A 25,196-nucleotide genomic window follows, 5' to 3' on the forward strand; every position below is an offset into this window, starting at 1 on the left:
TTCCTCAATCCTTTCGCTTTTCCTCGAGGACGCGATGTCGAAGCGCCACGCCGCCAAGTACAAAATCGATCGCCGTATGGGCGAGAATATCTGGGGCCGCCCCAAGAGCCCCGTCAACCGCCGTGAATACGGCCCCGGTCAGCACGGCCAGCGCCGCAAGGGCAAGCTGTCGGACTTCGGCACCCAGCTGAAGGCCAAGCAGAAGCTGAAGGGCTATTACGGCTCCATCTCCGAGAAGCAGTTCCGCGGCATCTATGCCGAGGCGATCCGGCTGAAGGGCGACTCCTCCGCCAACCTGATCGGCCTCCTGGAGCGCCGCCTCGACGCCGTGGTCTACCGCGCCAAGTTCGTGCCGACCGTGTTCGCCGCGCGCCAGTTCGTCAATCACGGCCACATCAAGGTCAACGGCCGCCGCGTCAACGTGCCGTCCTTCAAGGTCAAGCCCGGCGATGTGATCGAGGTGAAGCAGGCCTCCAAGGAACTGGCGCTGGTGCTCGAGGCTTCGGCCTCCGGCGAGCGCGACGTTCCGGACTATATCGAGGTCGACCACTCGAAGATGACCGCGAAATATATTCGCGTTCCCACCCTGCAGGACGTGCCTTACGCCGTGCAGATGGAACCGAACCTCGTGGTCGAGTTCTACTCGCGCTGATCGCCCGCTGAAGCGTCTTGCGATTTGGCGGACTCGCCAGGCATCGCAAAGACGTGTCGAAACAAAAGGTTAGAGCAAAGCAGCGTTTCCGCCGAAACGCGCTTTGCTCCAGAGACGAGACGGGAAACGGCCGTCGCGGCAACGCGGCGGCCGTTTCGTCTGGGCGGGCCGTCGTCCGTCCCGATCGCCTCGGCGGCGTCGAAGCCGGAGACACCCGCCCGCGGCCGCCGATGGCGGATGCCGCCCGGGAACGGCGTCACTCCCTGCTTCGTTGCCGACGCCTGCACGCAGGGGGCGACCGGCTCGCCTGCCGCTGCCCGACAGTCCCCGGCTTGTGGGGAAGGCAAGAGAGGGCGAATAGACGGCGCTCCCGATCTCCCTTCGATACTTTTGCAGCGAAGATAGTGATTAATAATTCTAGAATTCACTTATTCCAATGTGAAACTACGTGAAAACCTCTTATTATTTTGCATTGCAAAAGAAAATTTTTGCGATGCAAATCAATATTGGGTGGTTTTTTGCACCCGGTGGACTTGATGATTGCTCGGCATGATGAACCGTGCCCGGCGGCATGAACTATTCCAGTTGCTCACATCTGCCATGCGAATTGCGAAAGACAGGGCCTGCGGCCTTTTCTTTTTCGATGCTTCGGATCACCTTGTGACAGGGAGATTCAGCATGAGCTACACGCTTTGGGGAGAGCCGGGATCCGGTTCTTTCATGATCGAGGCCGCTCTGGCCGAGGCGGACCAGACGGTCGAACTGATCGATCTCGATCTCACCAAGGACGAGCATCGGTCGGAGGCGTTCCTCGCCATCAATCCGTCGGGCAAGGTGCCGGCGCTGCGTTTTCCCGACGGCGAGGTGATGACGCAGTCCGCGGCCATTCTGCTGGCGCTGGACGAGGCGCATCCGCGGGCCCGGTTGATGCCGGCCGTCGGCGCGGTCGACCGGCGCTTCGCCTTGCGCTGGGCCGTCCATATTGCGGCCGAGATCTATCCGCTGATCGAGATTTCGGACTATCCCCTGCGCTTCGCGCCGCCGGAGACCTCGGAGGTCGGCATGCGCTCGCTGGTGCGCCGGCGCATCCGTGAGCGTTGGCTCCTGATGGAGCGCCAGGCGGCGGGGGAGGGCAGCTTCCTGCTCAGCGGCTTCTCGGCGATCGATCTCGCCGTCGCCGTGATCAGCGACTGGGCGGTCGGCCCGGAATGGCGCTGCAAGGAATGCCCCAAGCTCGACGCCATCGCCAAGGCGGTCGCCAGGCGCGAGAAGATCGCGCCGATCTGGCGGCGCCACTTTCCGCAGCAGCCGGCATAGCGCCAGCGTCGCGCGGGGGGCTCAAAGCTCGGCATCCGCCCAGCCGCCGCGCTGCGCCCGCGGCCGTCCCGGGTTGACGAAGGCGGCGATGGCCTCGTCCTCGATGCCGGCTGCCCGCAGCAATCGCCCGGCCATCTCGGCGGCGGGCGCCCGCAGCGGCTCGTCCGGCCGGATCAGGTGGAAGGCCACGGGATTGGTCACGGTGCGTTCGTCGAGCACGACCACCCGCCCCGCATCGATTGCGGGTTGCGCCAGCATCGGTCGGGTCAGCGCCACGCCCAGGCCCAGGGCGCAGGCCTCCAGCACCAGGTGGTAGTCTTCGAAGCGACAGTCTCGGCTGCGCGGGGCATAGTCGATCCCGGCCGCGGCGAGCCAGTGCCGCCAGCCTTCGGTGTTGGAATCGTGCAGGATCGGCCAGTCCAACAGGCGCGCGGCGGACGGGACCGGGCCGATCCGGTCCGCCAGGGTCGGTGCGGCGATGGGAGCGATCTCCTCGCGCCAGAGGCGCAGGCTGCGGATGCCGGCCCAGGGGCCGCGCCCGCAGCGGATGGCGAGGTCGACGCCTTCGGAGAAGTCGGCAAGGCGATGCTCGATCACCAGATCGAGATGGAGGTCGTCGCCCTCGAGCAGCCGCATGCGCGGAAACAGCCACAGGGATGCGAGCGAGGGCGTGGCCGAGAGCCGCACGACCGCCGGCCCGCGGCGCTGCACCCAGCGATCCTCGCCGCTGCCGAGCAGGGCGAGCGCCTCTTCCGCACGGACGAAGAAACGACTGCCGTCCGGCGTCAACGTGACGCCGCGCGCCGCCCGCTGGAACAGCTTCACGCCCATCCAGCGCTCCAGCCGCGCCACTTGCCGCGAGACGGCGCCGTGGGTGAGGCCGAGCGTCTCGGCCGCGGCGGAGAAGGAGCCGCTGCGTGCGGCATGGGCGAAGGCCTCCAGCGTGTCGAGCGGCGGCAGGGTCGGGGAGCTGTGCACCATGCTCACAGCCAATCAGCGATCGACGTGCTTTTCAATCACTGTCCGGTGACTTATCCCGTCAGGCCGCGGGCGGTTCGGTCCGCTTCGGGGAGGGGCCATGACGGCAGTGACCGCTATCGGGAACCGGCGCGGCGTGGACGGCGTCGCGCTCGCCTGCATCGCCGTCACCGTGCTGACCTGGGCCTCCGCCTTCGTGGCGATCCGCGTCGGCCTCCGGGCGCTCGCGCCGGTCGAGCTCGCGGCGGCGCGCTATCTCGGGGCGGCGCTGCCGGCGGGGCTCTATCTCGTCCTGCGGCATCGTACCGTGCCGGATCTGCGCACCCTGGGCCGGCTTGCCGTCATCGGCCTGCTGTTCATCACCATCTATGCCACGCTGCTCAACACCGGCGAGCTGACGATCGCCGCCGGCCCGGCGAGCTTCATCCTCAACACCATGCCGGTCTTCGTGGCCGTGATGGCGGCGACGCTCCTGGGCGAGCGGTTCGGCGCTGGCGGCTGGATCGGCACCGCTCTCTCCTTTGCCGGGGTGGCGCTGATCGCGGCGGGCGACGCGGCGGGCCTGCATCTCGACACCGGCGCGGTGCTGATCCTCGGCTCGGCCGTCTGCGCCGCGGTCGCGAGCATCCTGCAGAAGCCGCTGCTCGCCCGCATGCCGGCGCTGGCGGTGATGGCCTGGGTGCTGATCCTCGGCGCCTTGCCGTTCCTCCTGGTCCTGCCCTCGACCATCGGCGCGCTCGCCGCCGCGCCGGCGGCCGTGAACGCGAGCGTGCTCTATCTCGTGCTGGCGCCGACGACGATCGGCTATGCCACGTGGGCGGTGGTCCTCAAGCGTCTGCCGGCCGGGCGCGCCAGCAACTTCCTCTATTGCGTGCCGCCGACGGCGACGCTGATCGGCTTCGTGTGGCTCGGCGAGACGCCGACGACTCTCGGCCTGATCGGCGCAGCGATGGCGCTCGCCGGCGTCGCCGTGGTGAACGTCACGCGCCGTCGATAGCGGACCGGCCACGCAGCCCGCCGGGGAATCGCGATGGAGCGGGAAAGCCGCCCGCAGGTGCGGGCAGCGCCGGGCCTCAGGCGCCGGCCGGCACCTTGACCGGGATACCCTTCTGCTGCAGCAGGCTCGCCAGCTCGCCCGACTGGAACATTTCGCGGGTGATGTCGCAGCCGCCGAGGAACTCGCCCTTCACATAGAGCTGAGGAATGGTCGGCCAGTTGGAGAAGTCCTTGATGCCGGTGCGCAGCTCGGCATTGTCGAGGACGTTGTGGTCCTTGTAGGGCACGCCGAGATAGTCGAGGATCTGCACCACCTGACCGGAAAACCCGCACATCGGGAACGCCTTGGTGCCCTTCATGAACAGCACCACGTCGTTGGTCTCGATCTCGGACTGGATGAAGGTCTTGATGTCGGTCATGGGGAGAGATCCTGTTGGCACCCTTTATATTAGGGGTTGGGAATGCCGGTTGTAAGGGCCAGCGCGTGCAAAACTCCGCCCATGTTGCCCTGGAGCGCCGCATAGACCATCTGGTGCTGCTGCACGCGCGACTTGCCGCGGAAAGCTTCGGAGACGACGGTGGCGGCGTAGTGGTCGCCGTCGCCGGCGAGGTCCCGGATCTCGATGCGCGCATCGGGAAAGGATTGCCGGATCAGCGTTTCGATATCGGCGGCTTTCATGGCCATGGTCGGGGTCTCGGCTCCTCGGCGGGATCCCCCATGCCCTGATCGGACCGGACCCGCAAATCTCGACTGGCTCCGGAGCCGGCCTGAAGGCTGGTCCCGGAGCCCGAACCTGCTCAGGCGGCTTCACGCCGGCCGGACATCAGGGTCGGCAGGAAGCCTTCGTGCCGCGCCTTCAGCGCCGCAACCAGGATCGGCTCTTCGTCGGGCAGGATCAAGGCGTCGCCGCCCGATGTTCCCAGGACCAGCGCGGCAACGCCGGCGGCGCGGGCCTTGGCCATCAGCGCCGCTGCGGCATCGGGCGTGGTGGTGACGACGTAGCGGCCCTGGTCCTCGCCGAACCAGAAGGCGTGGGCGGGGATGCCGGCAGCGCCGCCGATCAGGCGGACGCCGACGCCGCCGGCCATCGCCATCTCGGCCAGGGCGACGAGCAGGCCGCCATCGGAGACGTCGTGGCAGGCCGTGATCTCCTCGGCATGGATCAGGCCGCGGACGAAGTCGCCGTTGCGCTTCTCCGCGGCGAGGTCGACGGGCGGCGGCGCGCCGTCCTCACGCCCGAGGATCTCGGCGAGCCAGATCGACTGGCCGAGCCAGCCCACGGTCTCGCCGAGCACGACGACGGTCTCGCCCGCCGCCTTGAAGCCGATGGTCGCGGTCCGCGCCACGTCCTCGACCAGGCCGACGCCGCCGATGGTCGGGGTCGGCAGGATGCCGCGGCCGTTGGTCTCGTTGTAGAGCGAGACATTGCCGGAGACGATCGGGAAGTCGAGCGCCCGGCAGGCGGCGCCGATGCCCTCCAGGCAGCCGACGAACTGGCCCATGATCTCCGGCCGCTCGGGATTGCCGAAATTGAGGTTGTCGGTGACGGCCAGCGGCAGGCCGCCGACGGCGGTGATGTTGCGCCAGGCCTCGGCCACGGCCTGCTTGCCGCCCTCGACCGGATCGGCCTCGCAATAGCGCGGCGTCACGTCGCTGGTCATGACCAGGCCCTTGGGCCCGTCCAGCACCCGCACGACAGCGGCATCGCCGCCCGGCGGCTGCACGGTGTTGCCGAGGATCAGATGGTCGTACTGCTCCCAGACCCAGCGCCGGGAGGACAGCTCGGGCGAGCCGATCAGGCGCAGCAGCGCCTCCCCGGCCGGCAGCGTCGCCGGCAGGTCCCTGGCGGCGAGAACCGGGCGCGGCAGCGTCGGCACATGCGGACGGTCGTAGAGCGGGGCTTCGTCGCCGAGCTCCTTGATCGGCAGGTCGGCCTTGACCTCGCCGTGGTGGACGATGCGGAAGCGCAGATCGTCGGTGGTACGGCCGATGATGGCGAAGTCGAGCCCCCATTTGCGGAAGATCGCCTCGGCCTCGGCCTCCTTGCCGGGCTTGAGCACCATCAGCATGCGCTCCTGGCTCTCGGAGAGCATCATCTCGTAGGCGCTCATGCCGGTCTCGCGGGTCGGCACCTTGTCGAGGTCGAGCTCGACGCCGAGGTCGCCCTTGGCGCCCATCTCCACCGCCGAGCAGGTCAGGCCCGCCGCGCCCATGTCCTGGATGGCGATGATCGAATCGGTCGCCATCAGCTCCAGGCACGCCTCGAGCAGCAGCTTCTCGGCGAAGGGGTCGCCGACCTGGACGGTCGGACGCTTCTCCTCCGACTTGTCGTCGAACTCGGCCGACGCCATGGTGGCGCCGTGGATGCCGTCGCGGCCGGTCTTGGAGCCGAGATAGACGATCGGGTTTCCGACGCCCGTCGCCTTGGCGTAGAAGATCCTGTCGGCCTCGGCGAGGCCGAGGGCGAAGGCGTTGACCAGGATGTTGCCGTCATAGCGGCTGTGGAAGCGCACCGAGCCGCCGACCGTGGGCACGCCGAAGGAGTTGCCGTAGCCGCCGACGCCGGCCACCACGCCGGAGACGAGGTGATGCGTCTTGGGATGGTCGGGCGCGCCGAAGGACAGCGCGTTCATGCAGGCGATCGGCCGGGCGCCCATGGTGAAGACGTCGCGCAGGATGCCGCCGACCCCGGTGGTCGCGCCCTGGTAGGGCTCGATATAGGAGGGGTGGTTGTGGCTCTCCATCTTGAAGACCGCCGCGAGCCCGTCGCCGATGTCGATGACGCCGGCATTCTCGCCCGGCCCCTGGATGACGACGCGGCCGGTCACCGGCAGCTTCCTCAGGTGCAGGCGCGAGGACTTGTAGGAGCAGTGCTCGTTCCACATCGCCGAGAAGATGCCGAGCTCGGTGAAGGTCGGCCGCCGGCCGAGCAGCCGCAGGATGCGCTGATACTCGTCCGGCTTCAGGCCGTGCTGGGCCACCAGCTCGGGTGTGATCTTGGGTTCGGATGCGGGCTCGGCCTTGGCGGCGGACATGCGAGGTTCGGCTCCAGAAGACGCCCAAGGCGATAGGGCGTGGAGCCCGGAATGTAAACGGTCAAATGCCCGCAGCGGGCACACGGAAACGACCGGAGAAGCGGGGCTTCTCCAGTCGGCCGGGCTCCGACGATCGGGGGAGGCCCGGATCAGAACTTGTAGTTGATTCCCAATCGAACCGACTGAAAATTTGGTTCTTCTTGCGTTCTGTCCGTATAGAGCGGCGGAACTTCGGTGGCGCTGACCGTCTTCCTTTCAAATTTGAGATATTGGTACTCGATTCTCGCGGTCCAGTTGTCGGTAATGGCATATTCGATGCCGCCGCCTACGACGTATCCAATCAAAGGATCATCGTTCTTCATGTCAACCGTCGCGCCGGTAAACACGCCATAGCCGGCAACACTATGATCGACGCCCGCAACGGCAAGGCCGCCTGTCGCATAGAACAGGGCGCGATCCCAGGCAAAGCCGACGCGCGGGCGAACCGTGCCGAACCAATTGATGTCGGACTTCCCATGAAAGATGTAATGCCACGGACCGAATGTCGGGTTGAACTTGTCACTCAAGTCCGCGGCTTGGATGTCGCCTTCAAGGCCGACCACGGCAGAACCAAACTGGTAGTTGTATCCAGCCTGCAGGCCGCCGAAGACCCCTTTGTACTCGAATTTGGCAAACTCGTTCAGGCCCTTGTTGGTCTGGTCGATCGCGCCAACCTTGTTGCTGCCATCAAAGGCGTAACCGACGTTGGCGCCGACATAGAAGCCGGTCCAGCTGAACGCGTAATCGATCGGAGCCGCGGGTTCGACCGCAGCGACGGCGAGATCCGCCGCATGGGTCACAGAGATGCTGCCGATCAAGGCCAGGGCGGCGGTGGCGATCCTGAGAGAGCTGCGACTCTTCATGTCTGGCTGATCCCCATTGGATTCCAGCCCTCGACGCAACACTCAGCTCCCTCACGGGAGGATGGCATCATTATTCCGCAGGGGGGAAGGGCACCAGCATCCAGGATCGTGAGATGGGGAGGCTCTGTGTCAAATATGTTGACCTATGATGGCTGCGTCTCGTCGGGCGCCGACGAGACAAGCGTTCAAATGGTGCGCTGCCTTGTCCCTGGTGGCCTTACGATGGGCGAAGGGGAGGCACAGCGAACCGAACCCTTCATGTCACCGGGAAGACGTCGAGCTTGGCCATGGGGGCGGCACATAGGAAAGACCGGGCTCCCGGAGGTGCCCGGCAATCGGCAGGGAGCTCGAATGCAACCAGTCAAGTCCGGCATCGGGCGCAAAGGAACGGCCGGAAAGCGGGGCTTCTCCGGCCGGTCGGTCTGCGACGATCGGGCCTGGCGCCGATCAGAACTTGTAATTGACGCCGAGGCGAACGGAATGGAAGTCGATGGTCTCCTGGCTGGAAATGACGTTGGCCGGCACCCCGATTTGTGCAGCGCTGACCTTGTCCCTGCCGAAGTTCACATACTGGTACTCGAGCTTCACCGTCCAATTGTCGGTGAAGGCATATTCGATACCGGCGCCGGCAGCCCAGCCGACCTTGGTGTCATCATTCTTGATGTTGACGAAATTGACGCCGCCCGGCGTAAATCCCGACAGTCGGTAGTCGACGCCGCCGAAGGCCAGACCGCCTGTTCCGTAGAACAGGGCCCGATCCCAGGCAAAACCGATGCGGGGACGGACCGTACCGAACCAATTGACCTCGGACTTGCCGCTCCAAGTATTGCCATTGGGAATGCGCGTACCCGGAAAATGCTCTGGAGCGCCGCTGAACTTGTCGCTGATGCCCGACCCCTGGATGTCGCCTTCGAGACCGAGAACGAAGGAACCCCATTGATAGTTGTAGCCGGCCTGGACGCCACCGAAGATGCCGCTGTCCTTGAACGTCGCGACCTTGGGATCGAAGAAGCCGAAGCTGTTACGGATTCCGACCTTATCGTCGCCGTTGAAGCCATAGCCGATATTGGCGCCGACATAGAAGCCGGTCCAGCTGAAGGCATAGGGAATGGGCGCCGCCGGTTCGATCGGAACGGCAGCCAGATCCGCCGCGTGGGCCATTGCGACGCTGCCGATCAGAGCGAGGGGCGCGGCACCGATTCCAAGGGACTTGCGAATGTTCATGTTTGGCCATCTCACAAAAGATTTCGACGAGAGGCAGCCGTGGTCCCGAAGTCTATATCAGCCCTCGCCACCATCTTCAGCCATGATACGAATCATAGCATGATTGTTCCGCAGGGGAAAGGGTTGCGGTGCCCAAGAGTATCTCGGGCCGTGAGATCACGGAGCATCGCGTGATGAGCGTCCTTTTACGATGCCCGGGAAGATGCCGGGCCCGGTGGAGGTCGCTTGACGGAGAATGCGCTGGCACCCGCCGGGCCCCAAGGCCGCACTGGATCGCCAGCTCGCGGGCGTGACCTCGGGTTCGCATGCAGGCTCGGCCTTGGCAGCTACCGGCATCGGTCGGTCGGCTCCGGGAGGCGCGCAGCGTGACAGGGCGCACGGCCTGGAGCGTCGACGGTCAAAGTACATCGACCGCAATACAAAAGGCCGGAGAAGCAACCTTCTCCGGCCTTCACGAAGCAGTAGCAAAAGTTGCCTGATCAGAACTTGTAGTTGATGCCCAGCGACACCGCGTGGAATTGCGCCGTCTCGTTGGTCGTCACGACGGTGCCGTCCCCAGGGCCGCCGACAACCACACCGCTGACCTTGTCCTTGCCGAAGTTCACATATTTGTACTCGAGCTTCGTCGACCAATTGTCGAGGAAGGCATATTCGATGCCGGCGCCCGCGGTCCATCCGACGCGGGTATCGTCGCTCTTCATGTCGACGCGGCCGAGCGCGCCTGCGTCACCCGACACCCGATAATCGACCCCGCCGAAAGCCAGGCCGCCCGTGCCGTATACGAGAATCCGATCCCAGGCATAGCCGACGCGCGGGCGGAGCGTGCCGAACCAGGTGATGTCGGACTTGCCGCTCGTGGCGAAGGGAATGCCGGCCGCCGTGATGGTCTTGCTGAACTTGTCAGAAATGCCCGATCCTTGAATATCGGCCTCAAGGCCGACGACGAACGAGCCGATCTGATAGTTGTAGCCGGCCTGCGCGCCGCCGAACACGCCGCTATCGTCGAACTTGGCGATGTTGTTGACGGAAACTCCCACGGACGGAGCATGGGCGCCGACCTCGTCCTCGCCGCCGAAGCCGTAGCCGATGTTGGCGCCGACGTAGAAGCCGGTCCAGCTGAAGGCATAGGGGATGGGGGCCGCCGGCTCCACCGGAGCGACAGCCAGATCCGCCGCACGCGCCATCACGACGCTGCCGATCAGGGCCAGAGACGCGCTACCAATCTTGAGAAAAGTGCGAATGTTCATGTTCGGCCGACTCACAAATGACTTCGACGAAAAGACGGCCGTGGTCTCGAAGTGCATTCCAGCCCTCGCCACAACCTCAGCTCCCGGATCAGGCCATAGCATCATTGTTCCACAGCGGGAAGGTCGCCGGCGTCCGAGAGGGGGTGGGATCGCGAGATCGTGAGGACCTGTGGCCGACGCGTCAGCCCCAACGACCGCAGCTCGATAGAGGGCTTTCCGGTGCCGATAGGACGGGCTCCCGAATGATGCGGTGTCCTCTCTCAGCTCGCCACCCGAGGTGCGAGTGGAGAATGAGAAAAGTGGGACCTGCGCTCCTTCCGCGTCACCGCGAAGATGCCGAATTCAGCGAAGGCCGGCGGCGGGCCCCACGGCGCCGGGATGCGCGGACGTTCGTCAGGCTTGCCGTACGGAGCACGGGCGGCTCTTCCGGTGGGAAGGGAGCATGTGCCCGGGCCCAGCCTCGGCAGACCGGAGGCGTCGCCGAGGTGGGCGACAGGGCATCGCTTGGAACGCAGGCGATGAGAGGGCAGCAAACAGGATAAACGAATCAGCCGGAGAAGCATGGCTTCTCCGGCTGATTACGTCAGAACAGATAGTGGTTGTGAAGCTGATCAGAACTTGTAGTTGACGCCCAACCGAACCGTATGGGTCTGAACGGTCTCGTTCGTGCTGACATCGATACCGTTCGGCGGAACAACGGCCGCAGTAATCTTCTCCTTGCCGAAGTTGATATACTGGTACTCGAGCTTCGCCGTCCAATTGTCGGTGATCGCATATTCGAGACCCGCGCCGGCAGTCCAGCCGACCTGCGTGTCGTTCTTCTTCATGTCGACCGTGTTGCCGCCGCCATCGATACCGGAGACGCGATAGTCGATGCCACCAAAGGCAACACCGCCGGTGCCGTAGATCAAGAAGCGATCCCAGGCGAAACCAGCGCGCGGACGGATCGTGCCGAACCAGTCGAGGTTGGACTTGCCGCTCCAGGTCACGCCGCCCGCATTCACGCCATTGAACTTGTCGTCGATGCCGGCGCCCTGGAAGTCGCCTTCAAGACCGAAGACGAAATTGCCCCACTGATAGTTGTAGCCGGCCTGAACGCCGCCGAAGATGCCGTCGGGCTCGAACTTCGCGAAGTTCGGCACGACGACGCCGAGATTGTTGCGGACACCGACCCTGTCGTCGCCGCCGAAGCCATAGCCGATGTTGGCGCCGACATAGAAGCCGGTCCAGCTGAAGGCGTAGGGGATGGGCGCCACGGGCTCGACCGGAGCGGCAGCGAGGTCTGCCGCGCGGGCCACTGCGACGCTGCCGATCAGAGCGAGGGCCGCAGTGCCGATCTTGAGAGAATTGCGGATGTTCATATCTGACCCATTCAAACAAGAATTAACCGAAGAACGTGACGTAGTCCCGAAGCTCGCCTAAGCCACCCCAGACACGGCACTCAACTCGTAGGGTGATAAATAGCACCCTCGTGCCTCAGCGGGAAGGTCGCCGGTGCCCTGGAAAGGGCAAAATCGGCAGATCATGAGGCGTTGTGTCAAATGGGTAACAGGGCAATGCAGCGCAGCAATCCGGCAATGCTTCCTGGCCTATGGAGCAGCGGAGCGCGATTTCAAGTGGACCGTGCCCATGATGTGATCACGGGATAATTCTATTCTCTAACGAATCGTAAAAGGCACGTTCCGATAGGGCGGTCTCTACGGTGCAGGCGAAGTAGCTGGCGGAAGGCTTGTTGTGCTCGGGCTGGACGATATTGCCGGCGCCACGGAACGACCTGGCAAGCTTGCACCGGGGGGCGTCACATTCCCCTTGCAGGCCGATTCATCACGCGATAGGCCGATCCCGGGAGTGACGCGATGCAAACCTTCTTCGTCCAGATCAAATGCGCTCTCGGCCGGACCTACGAGGTGGCCGGCGCGCTGGCCGAATCAGAGATCGCCTCGGAGATCTATTCGACGGCCGGCGATTTCGACATCCTGGCCAAGTTCTACGTGCCGGACGATGTGGATATCGGCCATTTCGTCGGGGAGAAGGTGCAGGTGATTCCCGGCATCCTCGACACCAGGACCACCATCACCTTCCGCGCATTCTGATTCGCGCTGCGGCGCGTCACTGCATGGCGACCGCTTCGGTCAGCGGCGCCCACTGCACGACGCGGGAGGGATCGCCGCAGCGCTTGGCCGCCGCCGCGCCGGCGATGACGTCGCCGATGCCCGCGCTGCGCCCGCCGCCCGACTTGACCATCACGAAGGTCTGGTTGCCTTGCGGGGTGGTGGCCGTGACGCAAGCGGCATAGTCGTCCGGCGTCTTCTGAGCGCTGGCGGCCGTCCGCCAGGCATTGGAGATCTGCGCATCCTGGATCGGCCCGGGCACCCGCTTCCGCAGTTCCGCGCCGAGCAGCGCGCGGCCGTCGGCCGGCACCGAGAATTGCTGGATGCCCTCGGCCGTGGTCACCGGCGCCATCGCCGCCGACTGCACGGGCTGCGCGTCGAGCGCCGCACGCCCCATGCCGCAGCCGCCGAGCAGCAAGACGGCGCATCCCGCCGCAGCAAACCGAGCCTCTCGCCTCATCGAATCGCTCCCTTGCACCTGTTTTCGCAGCGCCATGCCGGCGCCTGCGGCCGGGTGCCGACCCCGCTCAGGCCGGCACCACGCTTGCGACCAGACTTTCGAACAGCCCGAATCCGTCGACGCCGCCGGCCAGAGGGTCGATCAGATTCTCCGGATGGGGCATCATGCCGAGCACGCGGCGATTGCGCGAATAGATGCCGGCGATGGCGTTGAGCGAGCCGTTGGGATTGGCCTGCGGCGTGACCGCGCCGGCGGCGTCGCAGTAGCGGAACGCGACCAGCCCTTCGTCCTCGAGGCGCTGCAGCGTGACGGCGCCGCAGAAATAATTGCCCTCGCCGTGGGCGACGCAGACGTCGATCGCCTGCCCCGGGCGATAGGCGCTGGTGAAGGGCGTATCCGTGCGCTCCACCTTCAGGTGCACCCGCTTGCAGATGAACTTCAGGTCGGCGTTGCGCATCAGCACACCCGGCAGCAGCCCGCCGTCGGTGAGGATCTGGAAGCCGTTGCAGATGCCGAGCGCCAGGCCGCCGCGCTTGGCGTGGGCGCGGACCGCATCCATGATCGCTGCCCGTGCGGCGATGGCGCCGCACCTGAGATAGTCGCCATAGGAGAAGCCGCCCGGCAGCACGACGAGGTCGGTCCCGGCCGGCAGCTCGGTGTCGGCATGCCACGCCATGACCACATGGGCACCGGCCTTGCGCAGCGCCTTGGCGACGTCGCCGTCGCGATTCGAGCCGGGAAAGGTGATGACCGCCGCTTTCATGGAGCCTCCGCTTCAGAAAAGCTCCTTATCGCGTTTGGCGCGCAACGTCACCTCTTCCGTCCGCGCCGCCCGCCCCGATCAGCGCAGGTCGGAGATGAGCCTCAGCCGCTCGCGGCTGATCTGCGGCGTCATGCCGGATCCGGCCGTCATCCGCATGGTCTCGCCGACGATGGTGGCGCGGCCGGTCGTGAAGATCTCGCGGTTGAGCCGCGACCAGCCGCTCAGATCGAAGCTAATGACGGCCCCGGTCCGCCGGACATTCGAGATCGCGAAGGAGGAAGCGTTGGCGTTCGTCGTCAGGGAGAGCCTGAGCATCGCCTCGACCTGGCCGTTGGAGAGCCGGGCGGCCTCGGCATATCGGCCGAAGCCGATTCGCCCTGGCGCGGGCGGCGCGGAGAAGCTGACGATCGCCGCGCCGCCAACGCCGCCGCAGGAGGGCTGGGTGCAGGCGAGTGCCTTCTCGACGCGGAAGGTGCCTCGAGGCAGGGTGATCGTCGGGGTCGAGGACGTCTCGCGCCATCCGGCGGCCGCAAGCCGGGGGCTCGCGGCCGGGCCGTAGTTCAACGCGGACATGGACTGGCATCCTGCGACCAGTCCGGCCACAACCAAAGGAATCAGCATGCGCATCATCGCAACCACTCCAAAGCCCCGCAGGGATAGAGCCGGTCTTCTTCCGCAGCGGCAAGTCGAAAATGCCGAGATCGGAGGGGCGATCGTTGCGACGCTTCGGCGCAGCTAGAGCAAAGCGCGTTTGGACGGAAACGCTGCTTTGCTCTAGCCCCTTGTTTCGACGCGTCTTTGCGATGTTTGGCGATTCCGCCAAATCGCAAAACGCTTTAGCGCGCCGGCGGCCCCGGGGTCGGCCGGAGCGTCGCGCGCAGGGCATCGAAGGCCCGGACCTGCTCCTCCCCGAGCCGGGCGGCTGTGAGGCGCAGATGCAGGGTGCGGCCGTCAAGGCGCGCCAGGCAGGCGACGAGGTCACGGCGGGCCAGCGCGGCGTCCTCGATCGTATAGCGCCCGCAATAGCCGGACGCCTCGCCCGAGGCCGCCGGGCGTGCCGGCGTCTCGGCCAGCACCCGGGCGCCCGGCGTCAGAGCCTGCATGGCGAGGTCGATGCCGGCGGGCGCCATCGCGCCCGGCGTGAAGGCGCCGGCTCCCGGGCTGAGGGTCGGACGGGGATCGAGCACCAGGGCGGCGGCGGCGTCGCCACAGCCGGGCGCGATGCAGGCGAGGACCAGTGCCGCCGGCGGCACCGCCGGCCGCTCGGCCCAGATCGTATCGTCGTAGCTGATGGAAAAACCCGGCCCGGCGGCGAGGCGGGGCGCGCCGGCCGCGGGACCGGCCAGGCCGAGGCAGAGCAGCGCCGAGGCGCCGATGCCGCGGCAGACGCCGGTCAAGCCGAGGTCTCGATCGCGTAATTCTCGATCACGGTGTTGGCCAGGAGCTTGTCGCAGGCCGCCTTCAGCGTCTCCCGCGCCGCATCCGCGTCGGTGCCGCTGAGGGTGATGTCGAACACCTTGCCCTGGCGCACGCCGGTCACGCCGGCGACGCCGAGCGAGGCCAGGGCGCCCTCGATGGCTTTGCCCTGGGGGTCGAGCACGCCGTTCTTCAAGGTGACGACGACACGGGCTTTCATGGCGGACCTCATCGCAAACTGGAGCGCAGCGCTTAGAACATGCCGGGCCGCGGTTCAATCCACCAGGGGCGGACGGTCGCGCCGCTCACCGCATCACGGCGCCGACGAGAGCCCGGCCCGGGCCCGGCGCGGCGACGACGATGGTCACCGCCAACTTGCCGCCGTCGCGCCGGCCGGCCGCGACGCCATAGACCTGCCTGGCGCCGGCGCCGCCCGACATGCGGATCTGCAAGCCCTTCCAGTCACCGGACGCAAATGTCTCCACCACGGCCTGGGCCGGCGGAACCTTGGGATTGCGCTGGCGCCGGCGCAGATCCGCCGTCAGGCGCCGCGGCTGGGCGAGCACCGCTTCGAGGTGCCGGGCCGCCTCTCCCTCGGCACTGAACTGTGCCACGACCGCATCATAGCCGCATCGCGCCTTGGTGCAGATCTCGATGGCCTCGGCGTGGACGGCGGACTCGGAGACCAGCGCCCGCAAGGGCAGGGCCTGCCAGGAGGCGGGCCGGGGCAGCATCGCCACCCGGTCGGCCAGCCAGAGGTCGCAGCCGGCCAGGGCCAGCGCCGCCGCGGCGCAGACGGCCCATGCCGTCAGGCGACGCGAGGCTGCCCGGACCCGCGGGCGAGGCACGAGCGTCCCTCCGAGCCGCGCGGGCTCTGCGTCGTCGACCCCGGATCCGGCCATGGCCGCGCCGGCTCACTGGACCAACGTCGGCCCCTTGGTCACGACGTTTTCCGTCTCGTTGAGGATGCCGAGGCGGCGGGCGACCTCGGTATAGGCCTCGACCAGGCCGCCCATGTCGCGGCGGAACCGGTCCTTGTCGAGCTTGTCGTTCGACTTGATGTCCCACAGCCGGCAATTGTCCGGCGAGATCTCGTCGGCGAGCACGATCCGCATCAGATCGTTCTCCCACAGCCGGCCGCATTCGATCTTGAAGTCGACCAGGCGGATACCGACGCCGAGGAAGAGGCCGGTCAGGAAGTCGTTGACGCGGATGGCGAGCGCCATGATGTCGTCGATCTCCGGCGGGCTGGCCCAGCCGAAGGCGGTGATGTGCTCCTCCGACACCATCGGGTCGTTGAGGCCGTCGTTCTTGTAATAGAACTCGATGATCGAACGCGGCAGCTGCGTGCCTTCTTCCAGGCCGAGGCGCGTGGCGATCGAGCCGGCGGCGACGTTGCGCACCACCACCTCGAGCGGGATGATCTCCACCTCGCGGATGAGCTGCTCGCGCATGTTCAGCCGCCGGATGAAATGCGTGGGAACGCCGATATCGTTGAGGTTCTGGAAGAGGTATTCGGAGATGCGGTTGTTCAACACGCCCTTGCCGTCGATCACCTCGTGCTTCTTGGCGTTGAAGGCGGTTGCGTCGTCCTTGAAATGCTGGATCAGCGTGCCGGGCTCGGGTCCTTCATAGAGGACCTTCGCCTTGCCTTCGTAAATGCGGCGGCGGCGGTTCATCGGGATGTACCGTGGTTTGAGAAAATCCGTCAAAGGGCCGAGGCTCCTCGAAATTGTTTCCGTGGGCCGGCTGGCGGGCGATTCGGCACGCGGATCGCGCCGGATACGATCGTCAACCTAGCTGATCGTTCGCTCCGGCACAACGACGCCGCCATGGCACCAACAGACATCCGACCGCGCCAGAAACGCCACATTCAGTCTGTTGATTTGGGGATTGCGCGCCTATATGCAACGCCCACGGGTCGGAAACAAGTCCACCTTCAGCAGGAAACAGCGATGACGACGTTCGACAAGCGCGAGGAAGGCTTCGAAAAGAAGTTCGCTCACGACGAGGAGCTTCGTTTCAAGGCGACTGCGCGGCGCAACAAGCTTCTGGGCCTGTGGGCTGCCGAGAAGCTCGGCAAGTCGGGCGCCGAGGCCGACGCCTATGCCAAGGCCGTGGTCATGGCCGATTTCGAGGAAGCCGGCGACGAGGACGTGGTCCGCAAGGTGAAGGGCGACTTCGAGGCGGCTGGCGTCGCGCAGTCCGACCACCAGATCCGCCGCACCATGGACGAGCTGCAGGCCCAGGCGGTGCGCGACATCCAGGCGGGCCGCTGAGCCCGCCGAGGCGGCGACGTCCTGTCACGCCGGCGACCTCTTGACGCGCCCTGTGCCGGCGGCCTCTATCTCCGCGGCTGGGAGCGTCGGGGAGGGGTGATCCGCCCGGGCTGCCGGCGTCTGCGCTCTCCTACCCGCCGCCGCGGAGCTCCCATGGGCGACTACGACATGATCGTGATCGGCAGCGGGCCTGCCGGTCGGCGCGCGGCCGTGCAATCCGCCAAGCTCGGCAAGTCGGTGCTGGTCATCGACAAGGGGCGCCGCGTCGGCGGCGTCTCGGTGCATACCGGCACGATCCCCTCCAAGACGCTGCGCGAGACCGTGCTCAACCTGACGGGCTGGCGCGAGCGCGGCTTCTACGGCCGCGCCTACCGGGTCAAGAAGGAGATCTCGGCCGAGGACCTGATGGCGCGCCTGCACAAGACGCTCGACCACGAGGTCGACGTGCTGGAGCACCAGTTCGCCCGCAATGCGGTGAGGACGCTGCGGGCCAGCGCCCGCTTCCTCGCGCCGCACCGGCTCGAGCTCATCGGCGACAACGGCGAGCGGACCGAGGCGAGCGCCGCCCATGTGCTGATCGCGGTGGGAACGCGGCCGCACCGGCCCGAGCAGGTGCCGTTCGACGGCGTCGCCATCGTCGACAGCAACGAGATCCTCGACATGCCGCGCCTGCCGCGCAGCCTCACCGTGATCGGCGGCGGCGTCATCGGCGTCGAATATGCCACGATCTTCAGCGCCCTCGACGTCGCGGTGACGCTGATCGAGCCGCGCCCGGCCATCCTCGACTTCATCGACCGCGAGCTGGTCGACGAGTTCGTCCACGACATGCGCGACCGCGGCATGGCCATCCGCCTCGGCGCCTCGATCGAATCCTATGCGATCGAGGACGGCAAGCCGGTGGTGACGCTGGTGGGCGGGCGCCGCATCCGGTCGGACATGCTGCTCTATGCCGCGGGCCGGGTCGGGGCGGTCGACAGCCTCGGCCTGGAGGCCGTCGGGCTGGAGTTCGACGGCCGCGGGCGCATCAAGGTCGATCCCGTCACCCTGCAGACCAGCGTGCCGCATATCTATGCGGCCGGCGACGTGATCGGCTTTCCCAGCCTGGCCTCGACCTCGATGGAGCAGGGACGCGTCGCCGCCTGCCACGCCTTCGGCATCCCGCTGCCGCCGCCGCCGGAGAATTTTCCCTACGGCATCTATTCCGTGCCGGAGATCTCGACCGTCGGCCTGTCGGAGCACGAGGTGGCCGAGCGGGGCATCGCCTATGAATGCGGCATCGCCCGCTTCCGCGAGACCTCGCGCGGCCACATCATGGGCCTGGATACCGGGTTCCTGAAGATGATCTTCGCCCTCGACACGCGCCGCCTGCTCGGCGTGCACATCGTCGGGGAAGGGGCGACGGAGCTGATCCATATCGGCCAGGCCGTGGTCAACCTCAAGGGCACCGTCGACTTCTTCATCGAGAACACCTTCAACTACCCCACCCTGGCGGAGGCCTACAAGATCGCCGGCCTCGACGCCTGGAACCGCATGTCGCGGGCCTGAAGCGCTTCCTATTCGCGCGTGAACATGGTCCGATGCCTCGATCGGGCCGGGCTCCGGCCGATGGTGGAATGGGTGATCACGATGTCCGGCTTCACGGTGAAGGCGCGCCTCGCCAAGGGCGAGCAGATTTTCGCGGCCTGGGTGGCCTCCTGCATTGCGCGCAATGCCGAGGCCGCGGTGAAGGTCGGCTTCGACATGGCCTTCTTCGACCTGCAGCACGGCGAGGGGGGCTTTGCCGAGGCGCGCGACAGCATCGCGGCGGTGCGGCGCGCCGGCCGGCCGAGCGGGGTGCGGGTCGGGCTGGAGGGCTATGCCGAGGCGGCGCGGCTGCTCGACGTTGGGGCGGAGGTGGCAGTCCTGCCCATGGTCAACAGTGCGGAGGATGGGCGGCGCCTGGTCGACACCCTGAAATATCCGCCGCTCGGCAGCCGCAGCTGGGGGCCGACGCGGGCCATCGACATGCTCGGCCTGACGGTGGAGACCTACCGGGCGAGCGCCAACGACAATGTCGTGGTGCTGGCGATGATCGAGACGCGGGCCGCGGTGGCGGCGGCGGACGACATCCTCGACGTGCCCGGCCTCGACGGCGTCTTCGTCGGCCCCAGCGACCTCTCGATCAGCCTGTCGGACGGGGCCAGGCTCGACCACCGCATGCCGGAGGCGGTGGCGGTGATGGAGCGCCTGGTCGAGGCCGCCCGCAAGCGCGGCAAGACGACGGCCATCTTCTGCGCCGGCGGCGAGGCGGCCCGGCGCAATGCGCAGATGGGCTTCGACATCCTGGCCGTCGGCAGCGACATGGCCTTCCTGTCCGACGGCGCCAGGGCGGCGCTCACGGCGGCGCGCGGCACGGCCGGCGAGGGCGGCGCGCGGTACTGAAAGGCGCCTGCGTCCTTTTTTATGCTCCGCTCTTAAATCTGCCGCTTCGGCGGTCTAACCGCGGGGCATGTTCCATTTTTTCGAGCGAATCGTCGCGCCGACCGCCGTCGGCGTGGAGGCTCCGCCGCCGGCCGGCCTGCTGCGGTTCTACTGGCACTTTCTTAGCCAGGCCAAAGGCCTGTTCGCCGCGCTGTTCTGCGCCGGCCTGGTGGTCTCGCTGCTCGATTCGACCATTCCCTGGTTCATCGGGCACCTGGTGCGGATGATCACCAGCACGCCGCCGGCGACGTTCCTGGCGGAGCATGGGGCCTTTCTCGTTGCGATGGCCTTCGTCGTCGTCGTCTGCCGGCCGCTGGCCATCGCGCTGCAGGGCCTGATCTCCAATTCCGGCATCGCCGCCAACGTCACCAACCTCGTGCGCTGGCAGAGCCATCGCCATGTCGTGCGCCAGAGCTGGCCGTTCTTCCAGAGCGACTTTGCCGGGCGCCTCGCCGCCCGGGTCATGGAGACCGGCGGCTCCCTGCGCCAGAGCGCCGTGGTCTCGATCAATGCGGTGTGGGGCATCATGGTCTACGGCGCCAGCGCCGTGACGATGCTCGGCCTGGTGGACCTGCGCCTGGCGCTTCCCATCGCCCTCTGGTTCGTCGCCTATGCCACGATGCTGCGGATCTTCGTGCCGCGCGTGCGCGACCGTTCCAAGCGAAACTCCGAAGCCCGATCGATGATCGTCGGGCGGATCGTCGACAGCTACACCAACATCCTGACGCTCAAGCTGTTCGCGCGGCTGGAGCACGAGGACGCCTATGTGCGCGACGCGATCGACCGCCACACCTACGCCTTCCGCCGGCAGCTCCGGGTGATCACCGGCTTCGTCATCTCGCTGCAGACGCTCAACGCCGTGCTGGTGATCAGCGAATCCTGGCTCGCCGTCTGGCTGTGGGTGCACGGCACCATCGATGTCGGCGTCGTCGCCATGGCGATCCCGCTGACCTGGCAGATCGCCTCGGTGGCCGGCACCGTGGCGTCGCAGGTCACGGACATCTTCGAGGGCGTCGGCACGGTGCAGGAGGGCATGCTGACCATCGCACGGCCGATCACGCTGACCGATCGGCACGACGCCGGCGAGCTCCTCGTCACCAGGGGCGAGGTCCGGTTCGAAGGCATGTCCTTCGGCTATGGCCGCGAGGGCGGCCTGATCGAGAAGCTCGATCTCGTGGTCCGGCCGGGCGAGAAGATCGGCCTGGTCGGCCGTTCCGGCGCCGGCAAGACCACGCTGGTCAATCTCCTGCTGCGCTTCTACGACCTCGACGAGGGGCGCATCCTGATCGACGGGCAGGACATCGCCGGCGTGACGCAGGAGAGCCTGCGCGCCGGCATCTCGGTGGTGACGCAGGATACCTCGCTCCTGCACCGCACCATCCGCGACAACATCGCCTATGGCCGCCCGGAGGCGAGCGAGGCGGAGGTGCTGGCCGCGGCCCGGCGGGCCCAGGCGCACGACTTCATCCTGGAGCTGGAGGACTGGCTCGGCCGCAAGGGCTACGAGGCCCATGTCGGCGAGCGCGGCGTCAAGCTTTCCGGCGGCCAGCGCCAGCGCATCGCCATCGCCCGCGTCATCCTGAAGGATGCGCCGATCCTGGTGCTCGACGAGGCGACCTCCGCGCTCGACAGCGAGGTGGAGGCGGCGATCCAGGACAGCCTCGCCGGGCTGATGGCCGGCAAGACCGTGATCGCCATCGCCCACCGCCTCTCGACCATCGCCCATATGGACCGTCTGGTGGTGATGGACCGCGGCCGGGTGATCGAGACCGGCAGCCATGACGAGCTTCTGGCCCGGGGCGGGGTCTATGCCGGCCTATGGCGGCGCCAGTCCGGCGGCTTCATCGACGCGGAGGACCCGCAGGCGACGCCCTGAGCGCCGGCCCTGCGCGCCTTCGTTGATTTCCTCGGCCGGCCTCGCGGCTGAACGGCCGGCATGCGCTTGCCTTCGTCACCCATGGCCATAGAAAGGATCGGGCAACCGCTCCCTCGCCGGGAGCCCGGGAGAAACGCAGCATGGCCTTGCCCAGGATCGCCGTCGTCATCGGCAGCACCCGTCCCACCCGCTTCGGCGACAGGCCGGCGCGCTGGATCTTCGACATCGCCTCGAAGCGCGGGGATATCGAGGTCGAGCTGATCGATCTGCGCGACTTTCCGCTGCCCTTCTTCGAGGAGGTGGCCTCCAATGCCTGGGCGCCGACCCAGAGCGAGGTCGGCGTGCGCTGGCAGAAGACGCTGGCCACCTTCGACGGCTTCATCTTCTCGGCGGCCGAGTACAATCGCGGCCCGACCGGCGTGCTCAAGAACGCGCTCGATTACGCCTATCCCGAATGGAACCGCAAGACCGCGGCGTTCGTCGGCTATGGCGGCGTCGGCGGCGCCCGGGCGGTGGAGCAGCTGCGCCTGATCGCGATCGAGCTGCAGATGGCGCCGATCCGCCACGGCGTGCACATCGGCGGCGCCGACTTCACCGCGGCCCGTCAGGGCACGGACCTCGCCGAGCTGCCGCATCTGCAGAAGTCGGCCGAGACCATGCTCGACGAGCTGGTCTGGTGGACCAGGGCGCTCAAGACCGCGCGAGGGTAGGCCCGATGGCCGGCCTTACGGCAGGCGCGACAGGAAGCCGGCGAACTTCATCAGGCCTTCCGGCCAGGGGCCGTGGCCGGATTCGGCGTTGATGTGGCCGGCCTCGCCGGCATCGACGAACTCGGACCCCCAGGCCTCGGCAAAGTCCGAAGCGCGCTGGATCGGGCAATAGGGATCGTTGCTGCTCGCCACCAGCACCGAGGGGAAGGGTAGGGGCAGCTGGGGGATCGGCGCGAAGTCGTGGACGACGCCGGGCAGCAGGTCCGGCTTGTCCCAGTCGGACGGGGCGACCAGGAAGGCGCCCGCGACCCGGCCCGCCAGGCCGGGCGCGGCATGGGCCGTGGCGACGACGCCGAGGGAATGGGCGACGATGACCACCGGCCGCGAACCGGCCGCGACGCCCGCCGCGATGGCCTCGACCCAGACGGCGCGGTCGGCCTGGTTCCAGTCGGCCATGGCGATGCGCCGGGCGGTCGAGAGCTTGGCCTGCCAGCGCGATTGCCAATGGTCCGGCCCGGAATTGCCGAAGCCGGGCACGATCAGGATGTCGGCGTCGGAGACCCTCATGGCGCTTGCCTTTCCGCGAAGCCGGTCCGCAGGGCGACGGCCCAGTCGCTCCGCCCGGCAGCTGCCGCCTTGCGGGCGGCCGCGTCCCAATCATAGTCCACCTGACGGTGGCTGAAACGCCATCCGCCGGCAACGGCGTCGATCACACCGTAGCGCGCATGCGGGCTGCCGGTCTCGATGACGTGCGGCCAGGGCGTGACGTCGTCATAGGCCTGCAGGCCGACGGCGCCGGGGTTGAACACGGTCCTCCCGCCGGCGAGCCGCACGAGCCTCGGCACATGGGAATGGCCGCAGAGGACCAGCGCCGGGGTGCCGGCGCCCAGGTGCTCGGCGATCTCCGCGTCGCTCGCCAGCACCACGGCGTGAGGGCCGACGGATTCGGCGAGGTAGGTCTCGTCGCAGGCCGGCGTGGCGTGGCACATCAGCACGCCGTCCAGCGGCGTGGCCAGCTGCGGCAGGGCCCGCAGCCAGTCGAGATGCGCCGGGGCGAGCCGGTCGATCGCATCGGTCTCGTAGGAGCCCATCGCCTCGCGCGGCTGCCCGGCGATGTACCGGTCATGGTTGCCGCGCACCGTCGGCCAGCCGAGATCGATCAGCCGCTCGGCGGTCAGGCCGGGATCGAGCGGCCCGGACACGCAGTCGCCGAGATTGACGACGAGATCGGGCGCCTCGAGCTTCAGGTCGGCGATCACGGCTTCCAGGGCGTCGAGATTGCCGTGGATGTCGGCGAGGACGGCGATGCGCATGCGGCGGTCTCGGCCGGTCCGGAGCAGGCCCGGGCCGGCGGCTGGATGGTCAGGCGCGGCCGAAGACGCGGCGGAAGATCGTGTCGACGTGCTTGAAATGGTAGCCTTCGTCGAACATCGCCTCCAGCTCGGCGGCCGGGAGCTTGGCGGAGACTTCCGGGTCGGCCTCGAGGAAGGCGAGGAAGTCGCCCTCGCCGCGCCAGACCTTCATGGCGTTGCGCTGGACCAGGCGGTAGCTGTCCTCGCGGCTCATGCCGGCCTGGGTCAGCGCCAGCAGCACGCGCTGCGAATTGTGCAGCCCGCCGAGCCGGTCGAGGTTGCGGCGCATGTTTTCGGGGTAGATCAGGAGCTTGTCGATCACCCCGGCGAGGCGCGCCAGGGCGAAGTCCAGCGTCACCGTGGCGTCCGGGCCGATCATCCGCTCGACCGAGGAATGGGAGATGTCGCGCTCGTGCCAGAGCGCCACGTTCTCCATGGCCGGCATGGCGAAGGCGCGCACCATGCGGGCAAGGCCGGTGAGGTTCTCCGTCAGCACCGGGTTGCGCTTGTGCGGCATGGCCGACGAGCCCTTCTGGCCGGCGGAGAAGAACTCCTCGGCCTCCAGCACCTCGGTGCGCTGCAGGTGCCGGATCTCGGTGGCCAGCCGCTCGATCGAGGAGGCGACGACGCCGAGCGTGGCGAAGAACATGGCGTGGCGGTCGCGCGGGATCACCTGGGTCGAGACCGGCTCGACCGTGAGGCCCATCTTGGCGGCGACGTATTCTTCCACCCGCGGATCGATGTTGGCGAAGGTGCCGACGGCGCCGGAGATGGCTGAGGTGGCGATCTCCTTCCTCGCGGCGACCAGCCGCTCGCGGTTGCGCGCGAACTCGGCATAGGCCTGGGCCAGCTTCAGCCCGAAGGTCACGGGCTCGGCATGGATGCCGTGGCTGCGGCCGATGGTCGGCGTCAGCTTGTGCTCGAAAGCCCGACGCTCAAGCGCGGCGAGCAGCGCGTCGACGTCCTCGATCAGGATGTCGGCGGCGCGCGCCAGCTGCACCGCGAAGCAGGTGTCGAGCACGTCGGACGAGGTCATGCCCTGGTGCAGGAAGCGCGCCTGCGGCCCGACGATCTCGGAGACATGGGTGAGGAAGGCGATGACGTCGTGCTTCACCTCCCGCTCGATCTCGTCGATGCGCTCGACGTCGAAGGTCGCGTCCTTCCCCTTGGCCCACACCGCCTCGGCCGCCTCCTTCGGCACCACGCCCAGCTCGGCGAGGGCGTCGGTGGCGTGCGCCTCGATCTCGAACCAGATGCGGAAGCGCGTCTGCGGCTCCCAGATGGCCGTCATCTTCGGCCGGCTGTAGCGGGGGATCATGGACAAAGCCTTCTGTTACGAGCGCGTCGTAACAGAGGGACCTTGCCGAGGCCAGCCTGGAATGCCGCGGCAAGCATTGCGTTTGGGGACGAATTTCCG

Annotated in this window: 27 protein-coding genes; 9 read left to right on the plus strand and 18 right to left on the minus strand. The window is 67.3% G+C overall.

Annotated features, from left to right (window positions below; all coding sequences use genetic code 11):
* Positions 1-34 precede the first annotated feature (34 nt).
* Both rpsD and QO011_RS39315 read left to right on the plus strand, forming a co-directional pair.
* A complete protein-coding gene (gene rpsD, locus QO011_RS39310; RefSeq protein ID WP_307285182.1) occupies positions 35-652 on the plus strand; it encodes a 30S ribosomal protein S4 in 618 nt (205 codons plus the stop codon).
* Between the two features lie 678 nt (positions 653-1,330).
* Entirely contained in the window at positions 1,331-1,969 is a 639-nt protein-coding gene (locus QO011_RS39315) for a glutathione S-transferase family protein (RefSeq protein ID WP_307285185.1), read from the plus strand.
* A gap of 21 nt (positions 1,970-1,990) precedes the next feature.
* On the opposite strand, the gene QO011_RS39320 is transcribed toward QO011_RS39315, so the two are convergent.
* The gene (locus QO011_RS39320; RefSeq protein WP_307285188.1) at positions 1,991-2,950 is read right to left on the minus strand and encodes a LysR substrate-binding domain-containing protein; all 960 of its coding nucleotides are present in this window, start codon (positions 2,948-2,950) and stop codon (positions 1,991-1,993) included.
* 97 nt (positions 2,951-3,047) lie between these two features.
* Between QO011_RS39320 and QO011_RS39325 the strand changes: the two genes are divergently transcribed.
* Positions 3,048-3,944 (plus strand): DMT family transporter, encoded by an 897-nt coding sequence (locus QO011_RS39325; RefSeq protein WP_307285190.1) that lies wholly within the window; start codon positions 3,048-3,050, stop codon positions 3,942-3,944.
* Between the two features lie 76 nt (positions 3,945-4,020).
* Here QO011_RS39325 and grxD read toward each other — a convergent pair whose 3' ends face one another.
* The 7 genes from grxD to QO011_RS39360 form a co-directional block, all read right to left on the minus strand.
* Complete coding sequence (grxD, locus tag QO011_RS39330; RefSeq protein WP_307285192.1) at positions 4,021-4,362, minus strand: Grx4 family monothiol glutaredoxin; 342 nt, start codon at positions 4,360-4,362, stop codon at positions 4,021-4,023.
* Between the two features lie 29 nt (positions 4,363-4,391).
* Positions 4,392-4,628: a BolA family protein gene (locus tag QO011_RS39335; RefSeq protein ID WP_307285194.1), complete on the minus strand. Its 237-nt coding sequence runs from the start codon at positions 4,626-4,628 to the stop codon at positions 4,392-4,394.
* Between the two features lie 113 nt (positions 4,629-4,741).
* The gene (gene purL / locus QO011_RS39340) at positions 4,742-6,979 is read right to left on the minus strand and encodes a phosphoribosylformylglycinamidine synthase subunit PurL (RefSeq protein ID WP_307285196.1); all 2,238 of its coding nucleotides are present in this window, start codon (positions 6,977-6,979) and stop codon (positions 4,742-4,744) included.
* Between the two features lie 149 nt (positions 6,980-7,128).
* Positions 7,129-7,881 carry an outer membrane protein gene (locus tag QO011_RS39345; protein ID WP_307285199.1) on the minus strand — a complete coding sequence of 251 codons (753 nt, stop codon included), beginning with the start codon at positions 7,879-7,881 and terminating at the stop codon, positions 7,129-7,131.
* A 447-nt stretch (positions 7,882-8,328) separates the two neighbouring features.
* On the minus strand, positions 8,329-9,105 hold the full coding sequence (locus QO011_RS39350) for an outer membrane protein (RefSeq protein ID WP_307285203.1): 777 nt from the start codon (positions 9,103-9,105) through the stop codon (positions 8,329-8,331).
* A 479-nt stretch (positions 9,106-9,584) separates the two neighbouring features.
* Positions 9,585-10,409: an outer membrane protein gene (locus QO011_RS39355; protein ID WP_307285204.1), complete on the minus strand. Its 825-nt coding sequence runs from the start codon at positions 10,407-10,409 to the stop codon at positions 9,585-9,587.
* A gap of 554 nt (positions 10,410-10,963) precedes the next feature.
* A complete protein-coding gene (locus QO011_RS39360) occupies positions 10,964-11,713 on the minus strand; it encodes an outer membrane protein (RefSeq protein WP_307285207.1) in 750 nt (249 codons plus the stop codon).
* Between the two features lie 495 nt (positions 11,714-12,208).
* Between QO011_RS39360 and QO011_RS39365 the strand changes: the two genes are divergently transcribed.
* A complete protein-coding gene (locus QO011_RS39365; RefSeq protein WP_307285210.1) occupies positions 12,209-12,445 on the plus strand; it encodes an Lrp/AsnC ligand binding domain-containing protein in 237 nt (78 codons plus the stop codon).
* 16 nt (positions 12,446-12,461) lie between these two features.
* On the opposite strand, the gene QO011_RS39370 is transcribed toward QO011_RS39365, so the two are convergent.
* The 7 genes from QO011_RS39370 to purC form a co-directional block, all read right to left on the minus strand.
* Positions 12,462-12,923 (minus strand): hypothetical protein, encoded by a 462-nt coding sequence (locus tag QO011_RS39370; protein ID WP_307285212.1) that lies wholly within the window; start codon positions 12,921-12,923, stop codon positions 12,462-12,464.
* A 67-nt stretch (positions 12,924-12,990) separates the two neighbouring features.
* Complete coding sequence (gene purQ, locus QO011_RS39375; RefSeq protein WP_307285218.1) at positions 12,991-13,686, minus strand: phosphoribosylformylglycinamidine synthase subunit PurQ; 696 nt, start codon at positions 13,684-13,686, stop codon at positions 12,991-12,993.
* 78 nt (positions 13,687-13,764) lie between these two features.
* On the minus strand, positions 13,765-14,259 hold the full coding sequence (locus QO011_RS39380) for a hypothetical protein (RefSeq protein ID WP_307285220.1): 495 nt from the start codon (positions 14,257-14,259) through the stop codon (positions 13,765-13,767).
* Between the two features lie 263 nt (positions 14,260-14,522).
* On the minus strand, positions 14,523-15,083 hold the full coding sequence (locus tag QO011_RS39385; RefSeq protein ID WP_307285223.1) for a hypothetical protein: 561 nt from the start codon (positions 15,081-15,083) through the stop codon (positions 14,523-14,525).
* Positions 15,080-15,322, minus strand: a complete 243-nt coding sequence (gene purS / locus QO011_RS39390; RefSeq protein ID WP_307285225.1) for a phosphoribosylformylglycinamidine synthase subunit PurS — start codon at positions 15,320-15,322, stop codon at positions 15,080-15,082. The genes QO011_RS39385 and purS overlap by 4 nt, the downstream gene beginning before the upstream one ends.
* Positions 15,323-15,407: 85 nt before the next feature.
* A complete protein-coding gene (locus QO011_RS39395; protein ID WP_307285228.1) occupies positions 15,408-15,950 on the minus strand; it encodes a hypothetical protein in 543 nt (180 codons plus the stop codon).
* A 66-nt stretch (positions 15,951-16,016) separates the two neighbouring features.
* Entirely contained in the window at positions 16,017-16,781 is a 765-nt protein-coding gene (gene purC / locus QO011_RS39400; protein WP_307285231.1) for a phosphoribosylaminoimidazolesuccinocarboxamide synthase, read from the minus strand.
* 276 nt (positions 16,782-17,057) lie between these two features.
* Here purC and QO011_RS39405 point away from each other — a divergent pair, with 276 nt between their 5' ends.
* The 5 genes from QO011_RS39405 (at position 17,058) to QO011_RS39425 (ending at position 22,427) form a co-directional block, all read left to right on the plus strand.
* Positions 17,058-17,381, plus strand: coding sequence for a DUF1476 domain-containing protein (locus QO011_RS39405; protein WP_307285233.1), 324 nt, complete (start codon positions 17,058-17,060; stop codon positions 17,379-17,381).
* Between the two features lie 153 nt (positions 17,382-17,534).
* A complete protein-coding gene (sthA, locus tag QO011_RS39410; RefSeq protein WP_307285237.1) occupies positions 17,535-18,926 on the plus strand; it encodes a Si-specific NAD(P)(+) transhydrogenase in 1,392 nt (463 codons plus the stop codon).
* Between the two features lie 81 nt (positions 18,927-19,007).
* The gene (locus QO011_RS39415) at positions 19,008-19,802 is read left to right on the plus strand and encodes an HpcH/HpaI aldolase family protein (protein WP_307285381.1); all 795 of its coding nucleotides are present in this window, start codon (positions 19,008-19,010) and stop codon (positions 19,800-19,802) included.
* 67 nt (positions 19,803-19,869) lie between these two features.
* Complete coding sequence (locus QO011_RS39420) at positions 19,870-21,717, plus strand: ABC transporter ATP-binding protein (protein ID WP_307285240.1); 1,848 nt, start codon at positions 19,870-19,872, stop codon at positions 21,715-21,717.
* A 140-nt stretch (positions 21,718-21,857) separates the two neighbouring features.
* Positions 21,858-22,427 (plus strand): NADPH-dependent FMN reductase, encoded by a 570-nt coding sequence (locus QO011_RS39425; RefSeq protein WP_307285245.1) that lies wholly within the window; start codon positions 21,858-21,860, stop codon positions 22,425-22,427.
* Between the two features lie 15 nt (positions 22,428-22,442).
* Here QO011_RS39425 and QO011_RS39430 read toward each other — a convergent pair whose 3' ends face one another.
* Genes QO011_RS39430 through purB form a run of 3 tightly spaced genes read right to left on the minus strand, consistent with a single transcriptional unit; the run spans position 22,443 to position 25,097 of the window.
* Positions 22,443-22,994 carry an RBBP9/YdeN family alpha/beta hydrolase gene (locus QO011_RS39430; RefSeq protein ID WP_307285248.1) on the minus strand — a complete coding sequence of 184 codons (552 nt, stop codon included), beginning with the start codon at positions 22,992-22,994 and terminating at the stop codon, positions 22,443-22,445.
* Positions 22,991-23,740, minus strand: coding sequence for a metallophosphoesterase family protein (locus QO011_RS39435; protein ID WP_307285249.1), 750 nt, complete (start codon positions 23,738-23,740; stop codon positions 22,991-22,993). Before QO011_RS39435 ends, QO011_RS39430 begins: the two co-directional genes overlap by 4 nt.
* A 49-nt stretch (positions 23,741-23,789) precedes the next feature.
* Positions 23,790-25,097, minus strand: a complete 1,308-nt coding sequence (gene purB, locus QO011_RS39440; RefSeq protein WP_307285253.1) for an adenylosuccinate lyase — start codon at positions 25,095-25,097, stop codon at positions 23,790-23,792.
* Between the last annotated feature and the right edge of the window lie 99 nt (positions 25,098-25,196).

Origin of the sequence: Labrys wisconsinensis, assembly GCF_030814995.1 — a bacterium.
Taxonomy (GTDB): domain Bacteria; phylum Pseudomonadota; class Alphaproteobacteria; order Rhizobiales; family Labraceae; genus Labrys; species Labrys wisconsinensis.